Below are 5,683 nucleotides of genomic sequence, written 5' to 3' on the forward strand. Positions count from 1 at the left end.
GGCACAGCACGCCGCCCGTCTCGCGGCGGTTGCCGGCGTGCGCGGCCGGATCGAGCGGCGCTTCCGCTTCGGCTGGGCAGCCCTGCTCCTCCTGCTGCTGCTCCCCGTGCTGGCCCTCGTCGCCTTTTTCCTGGCCCGGGACGATCTTGCCGACTGGGTCGTCCGGCGCATCCCCTACGAACAGGAGGCGCGGCTCGGCGACCTAGCCCTCGCCCAGACCCGCCTGCAGATGCAGCTCGCGGAGAGCGGCCCGGCCGTCGAGGCCATCCGCGCCATCGGCGAACCGCTGACGGCGGGTTCCCCGCACCACTATCGCTGGTTCGTGGCCGATCGTCCCGAGCTGAATGCCTTTGCCGCGCCCGGCGGCGTGGTGGTGGTGTTTGCGGGGCTGCTCCGCTCGGCCGACAGCGCCGAGGAGATTGCCGGCGTCCTCGCCCACGAGATCGCCCACGCCGAGTTGCGCCACAGCCTGAAGACGATGGTGAAGGGGATGGGATTGCGGGCCCTCGTGGCGGTGGCCCTGGGGGATTTTTCCGGGACGGCGCTGGCGGAAGCGGCGCAAAATCTGACCGAACTCGGCTTTTCCCGCGACGCGGAACGCGAGGCCGACCGTGACGGGCTCCGCCGCCTGGTGGCGGCCCGGATCGACCCCGGCGGCATGGTGCGGTTTTTCGAAAAACTGGCGCAGGAGCAGTCGCTGGCGCCGCCGGCCCTCCTCTCCACCCATCCGGCCACCGAGGAGCGCCTCTCCGAGCTGCGCCGGGAGGTGGCCGCTCTCAGCGGGGACTGGCTTCCCCTCGCCATCGACCTGACCGCAGCCAGGGCGGCGCTGCCGGCGCCATAGATCAGGCGTCTCAGCGATGCTCCCGCCGCCAGATGCGCTCCCCGTTGCGGTAGACTTCGCACACCCGGTGCAGGGGGACGCTGTGCGTCTGGCCGAGGGCATCCGTCACCTGGATGGCGAAGTGATCGTCCGGGGTGAAACAGACCTCGCCGAAGGGGACGACGACGATCCGCTCCTCCAGCCGGTCGTAGTAGCCGATGGCAAAGTCGCCCTGACCATACTCCGGGTCCCAGCGGATGCGGTTGAGCAGTTCGCGGATCGGGATCAAGATGCAACGCCCGCCTCTCGGCAGCGGTGGCACCTGAATTCACCGTCGCGGTAACTCTTCAGCAGCAGATCGGCCCCGATCAGGCCGCTGCCCCGGCAGCTTCCCGAACCGGCATCCCCCTGACAGGCCACGTTGAAGAGGAGCGGCCGGAGGAACTTGTCGAAGGTGACCTGCTGTTTGGCGGTCAACAGGTCGACGTCGCCATCATGATCGAGCAGAAAAGTGCCGACGCCGATGACCGTGCGCGGCAGGTAGCCGGTCCCCTGCACCGCCACCTCGATGTAGTGCGCCCCCTTGTGACACAGGTATGCCAGCAGATCCAGATCCACTTCCATCGTCATCCTCCTCAATGTTCAATATACCCCGGGGCAGCCGGGCGATTGCATCCAGTATGGCCCGCTTTTCCTGCGAATCGCCAGCAAAAAACGGAGAAGCGCGCAGGCCGGGCAAGGAGCTCCGAACTTGTGCTATAATTTTGTCATGAAGACCCTGCCGACCATGCTGTTTCTGCTGCTCCTGAGCCTCGCCCCGGCCTTCGTCGTCGCCCAGGAATACCGTTGCCCGCCCACTCCACCGGATGCCGAGGGGCCGTTCTACCGCTCCGGGGCCCCGGTGCGCAGCCAGATCGGCAAGGGGTATCTGCTGCAGGGCGAAGTCAAGTCGGCGGCGGACTGCAAACCGATCGGCGGGGCGCAGATCGAGATCTGGATGACCGGGCCGGACGGCCGCTACGACGACCGCTGGCGGGCAACAACCTTCTCCCGCGAGGATGGCCGCTATTTCTTCGAAAGCCATTTCCCGCCCCCCTACGGCAGCCGCCCATCGCACATCCACCTGCTGGTTACCGCTCCCGGCTTCGCCGAACTGATCACCCAGCATTACCCTGCCGCCGGGCAGGGGGTGGCCGTTTTCGATCTGGTGCTGATTCCGCAGCGCTGACTTCCCCGCAGAACTCCCGAAGGCACGATTGCAGCGGCGGCAACGTCGCGTTCAACGATTCCTCCATCCGTTGCCGCCCCCCCCCTTTGCTTTTTTCTGGATGAATGGTGTATCCTGTGGCGAGCGGCGGGATCTCTCCTCCGCTCGGATTTGTCCAAGGAGTTCTCCCCCGTGCTAAATTTCGACGAACTGGAAAAAGGCTTCAGCGAGGAGGAAGCGCTCGCCGAAGCCCGGCGCTGCCTCAAGTGCAAGAATCCGCTCTGCGTCAAGGGCTGTCCGATCGAGAACCGCATCCCCGAGATCGTCACGGCCATCGAGGCGAGGGATTACCGGGCGGCGATCGACATCATCAACGAAAACAGCAATCTCGCCATCATCTGTGCCCGGGTCTGCCCGCACAACGACCAGTGCGAGGGGGCCTGCGTGCTCAGCCGCAAAGGCACCGGGATCCGCATCAGCAAGCTGGAGCGCTTCCTCGCCGAGAAGGAGATGGAGCTGGCGCTCAACCGCCTGCGCGGCAAGGTGGCGGTGATCGGCTCCGGGCCGGCCGGCCTGTCGGTGGCGGCGATCCTCGCCAAGCAGAACTACCGCGTCACGGTCTTCGAGGCCCAGCGCAAGGCCGGCGGCGTCCTGCGCTACGGCATCCCCGAGTACCGCCTCCCCAGAGAAGTGGTCGACAAGCAGATCGAGATCGTGCGCAACCTCGGAGTACGGCTGGAGACCGGCGTGGTCATCGGCGAGGACCTGACCCTCGACCAGCTCTTCGCCATGGGCTACCAGGCGATATTCATCGGCACCGGCACCGGCCTCTCCAAGCAGCTCGGCGTCGCGGGAGAGACCCTGACCGGCGCCATGCAGGCCATCTATTTCCTCGAGACCGTCAGCCTGATCCAGGACGGCAGCCTCCCCGGCCGCCCCTGGCCGGTGCAGCCGGGGGATCGGGTGCTGGTGGTGGGCGCCGGCAACGTCGCCGTCGATGCCGCCCGCACTGCCCTGCGCCTGGGGGCGGCGAGCGTCGAGGCGGTCGACATCGGGCCGGAGAAAGAGCGCCGCGCCAGCGACAAGGAGTACGCCGAGGCGCTGCACGAAGGGGTCACTTTCCGTTTCCAGACGAGCGTGGTCAGGATTCTCGGCGACCGCAAGGTCGAGGGGGTGGTGCTGCAGCAATTTACCCGCCAGGTTTCCGGGCGGGAGAGCTTCACCCTGCCGCTGCCGGGAACGGAGCAGGAGGTGGCCTGCAACAAGCTGATCATCGCCATCGGCCAGAAGCCCTTCGCCCGCATCGTCTCCACCACCACCGGCATCAAGACCAACGACTGGGGGTACGTCGTCACCGAGCCCGAGCCGTTTTACGGCATGACCACCCGTGAGGGGGTGTTTGCCGCCGGCGACGTGGTGCACGAGCCGAAGACGGTGATCCTCGCCATGCGCGAGGGGCGGCGGGTGGCCGAGGCGATCGACGCCTGGCTGCAGAGCCGGGTGGCCACGAAAGCCTCGGAGACTGAAGCCGGCTGACCGGCCACCGGCGCCCCGTCAGGAAGGGTTTTCGTTGACAGTCGTGTGGGAATTGGGGTAATCCTTACGGCCTGCCGGCGCCCGGAAGAATATTTCTACGGAGCGCTGGCGGGCATCAAAAAGAAGCGCGGCAAACAGGCTTTACCTGACGACTTACCCGGAAAAGGCGGTCTTCTCGGCCGCCCTTTTCTTTTGCCGAATCGCCCGAATTCGTCTGCTTGATATATAATCGAAAAAGCGTTCAACCCCCAGGAAAATCTTCCCCGACCCGAGGTTTGCGTCCATGGCCCTGCCCTGGAAAACAATCGACAGCGTCCCCACCGACGAGGGAGTACTCGAGCTGCGGCAGCGTGGCGAGCGCGACTTTCTCATCACCGTCGGCGGCTTGGTACTGATGAACAGCATGGCGCATCGCTCCGAAGTCGCCCTCGGCCAGCTCGCCTGCGGCCACCTGAAACAGCACGCCGCCCCCCGGGTGCTCGTCGGCGGCCTCGGCATGGGCTACACCCTCAGGGCGGTCCTCGACGCCCTGCCCGCCACCGGCCGGGTCACCGTCGCCGAGCTCAACCCCGTCGTCCTCAGCTGGTGCCGCGGTCCGCTGGCCCATCTGACCGACGGCGCCGCCGCCGACTCCCGCGTCGATGTGGAGATCGTCGATGTCGCCAAGCTGATCCGCCGGTATGCCAGCGACGGCACGGGAGAGAGATTCGACGCCGTCGTCTTCGATCTCTACCGCGGTCCCCATGCCCGGTCCCACAAGCGCGACGATCCGCTTTACGGCAGCCGGGCCATCGAGTTCACGCGCAGCGTCCTCAAACCGGGCGGAATCTTCGCCGTCTGGGGCGAAAACTACGATGCCGCCTTCGACAAGCGCCTGGTCGCCGCCGGCTTCGCGGTAAGCAGCGAGAGGCCCGGGCGCGGCGGGCTGCGGCATGTCGTCTATGTCGCCCGGCTGCAGCCCCCCCGAACGAAGCAGCAATTTCCCCGAAAACGCGTCAAACACCTCGCCTGAGCCAATGGGTGGCGACGCCCGTTGCGGCAGGGTCGGCCCGGAGATCTCCCCGGGTTGACCGGCACTATCAGTCATCAGAATGAAACAAGGGAGCAGGAAGGATGAGCAATAAAAAGTTATCGGCAGGAGACGTCATCGAGGCGCATTGCACCCGCTGCCGGACCCTCATGAACCACACCATCGTCGCCATGGTCGGCGAGCGCGTAGTGCGCGTCCAGTGCAACACCTGCAACGGCGTGCACAATTACAAGGAGGCAAAACCGGCCAAGGTGTCGACCGAGCGTTCCGCCAGCCCGAAGCCGGCGGCCGCACCACGAGCCAGCCGGAAAGACCCAGGGGCCGCCGATCGGCAGGAATGGATTGCCCTGCGTTCCAACATGCAGCGGGAGCGGGCAAAAGCGTATGATATGAACGGAAGCTACAAGGTGAAAGACCTGGTGGAGCATCCCGTATTCGGCCTCGGCGTGGTGCAACGCGTCGTCGCAAACAAAGTCGAGATCCTCTTCGAACAAGGGAGGAAGCTGCTGCGCTGCCAGTAATGCAATCCGCACTGGCGGTGTTCGACAGCCTGAATCGGACAGGGGGCGGCCAGGGGGCCGCCCTTTCGTTTTGGGGGCACTCAGCTCGCCCTGGAGTTGCGGTCAGCTTGTTTCCCTTGAAAAACAACCCCGTCGCTGGCAAGCGAGGGAAGATGGGATTATTATAAAATTATGAAGTAGAATTGAATCAGCGACGGCTTGGTCCGAAAGCGGCAGGGACCTCAGAAGACAAACGCGACAGGAGGCGTGAGCATGAGCGAAAAACATGGCGGGACCACGTTGTCAGCCCTGCTGCTGGCGTTGGTGCTGGCTGCCTGTAACGGTGGGGATGGGGGCGGCGACGATGGTGCGAATCCCATCGATGTGACGCCGCCGACTATTGTCTCGACCCTGCCCGTCGACGGAGGCTCCGGGGTCGCCCGAACCACCGCCGTGACCGTGACCTTCAACGAGGCGGTGACCCCGGCCGCCGTCGGCGCCGCGACCTTGAGTCTGACTGCCGGAGCTCTGCCGGTGACTGGCACGGTGACGATCGACGGGCCGCTGGTCACCTTTACCCCTTCTGC

General features: G+C 65.7%; 8 protein-coding genes. 6 read left to right on the forward strand and 2 right to left on the reverse strand.

Annotated elements, in window-relative coordinates:
• Positions 1–844, forward strand: an 844-nt coding sequence (locus VD811_04445; protein HXV20229.1) for a M48 family metallopeptidase, incomplete at its 5' end; no start/stop codon positions are given.
• Positions 845–854: 10 nt separating this feature from the next.
• Here VD811_04445 and VD811_04450 read toward each other — a convergent pair.
• Both VD811_04450 and VD811_04455 read right to left on the reverse strand, forming a co-directional pair.
• On the reverse strand, positions 855–1,112 hold the full coding sequence (locus VD811_04450) for a DUF504 domain-containing protein (protein HXV20230.1): 258 nt from the start codon (positions 1,110–1,112) through the stop codon (positions 855–857).
• Positions 1,109–1,447, reverse strand: coding sequence for a hypothetical protein (locus tag VD811_04455; GenBank protein HXV20231.1), 339 nt, complete (start codon positions 1,445–1,447; stop codon positions 1,109–1,111). The genes VD811_04450 and VD811_04455 overlap by 4 nt, the downstream gene beginning before the upstream one ends.
• A 127-nt stretch (positions 1,448–1,574) precedes the next feature.
• On the opposite strand from VD811_04455, the gene VD811_04460 reads away from it, so the two are divergent.
• The 5 genes from VD811_04460 to VD811_04480 form a co-directional block, all read left to right on the forward strand.
• Positions 1,575–2,051: a hypothetical protein gene (locus VD811_04460; protein ID HXV20232.1), complete on the forward strand. Its 477-nt coding sequence runs from the start codon at positions 1,575–1,577 to the stop codon at positions 2,049–2,051.
• Positions 2,052–2,222: 171 nt separating this feature from the next.
• A complete protein-coding gene (locus tag VD811_04465; GenBank protein ID HXV20233.1) occupies positions 2,223–3,566 on the forward strand; it encodes an NAD(P)-dependent oxidoreductase in 1,344 nt (447 codons plus the stop codon).
• Between the two features lie 283 nt (positions 3,567–3,849).
• Positions 3,850–4,578 (forward strand): spermidine synthase, encoded by a 729-nt coding sequence (locus tag VD811_04470; GenBank protein ID HXV20234.1) that lies wholly within the window; start codon positions 3,850–3,852, stop codon positions 4,576–4,578.
• 101 nt (positions 4,579–4,679) lie between these two features.
• Positions 4,680–5,117: a hypothetical protein gene (locus VD811_04475; GenBank protein HXV20235.1), complete on the forward strand. Its 438-nt coding sequence runs from the start codon at positions 4,680–4,682 to the stop codon at positions 5,115–5,117.
• A 252-nt stretch (positions 5,118–5,369) separates the two neighbouring features.
• The coding region (locus VD811_04480) for an Ig-like domain-containing protein (protein ID HXV20236.1) at positions 5,370–5,683 on the forward strand (314 nt) is incomplete at its 3' end.

It is taken from the genome of Desulfuromonadales bacterium (assembly GCA_035620395.1).
Classification (GTDB): domain Bacteria; phylum Desulfobacterota; class Desulfuromonadia; order Desulfuromonadales; family DASPGW01; genus DASPGW01.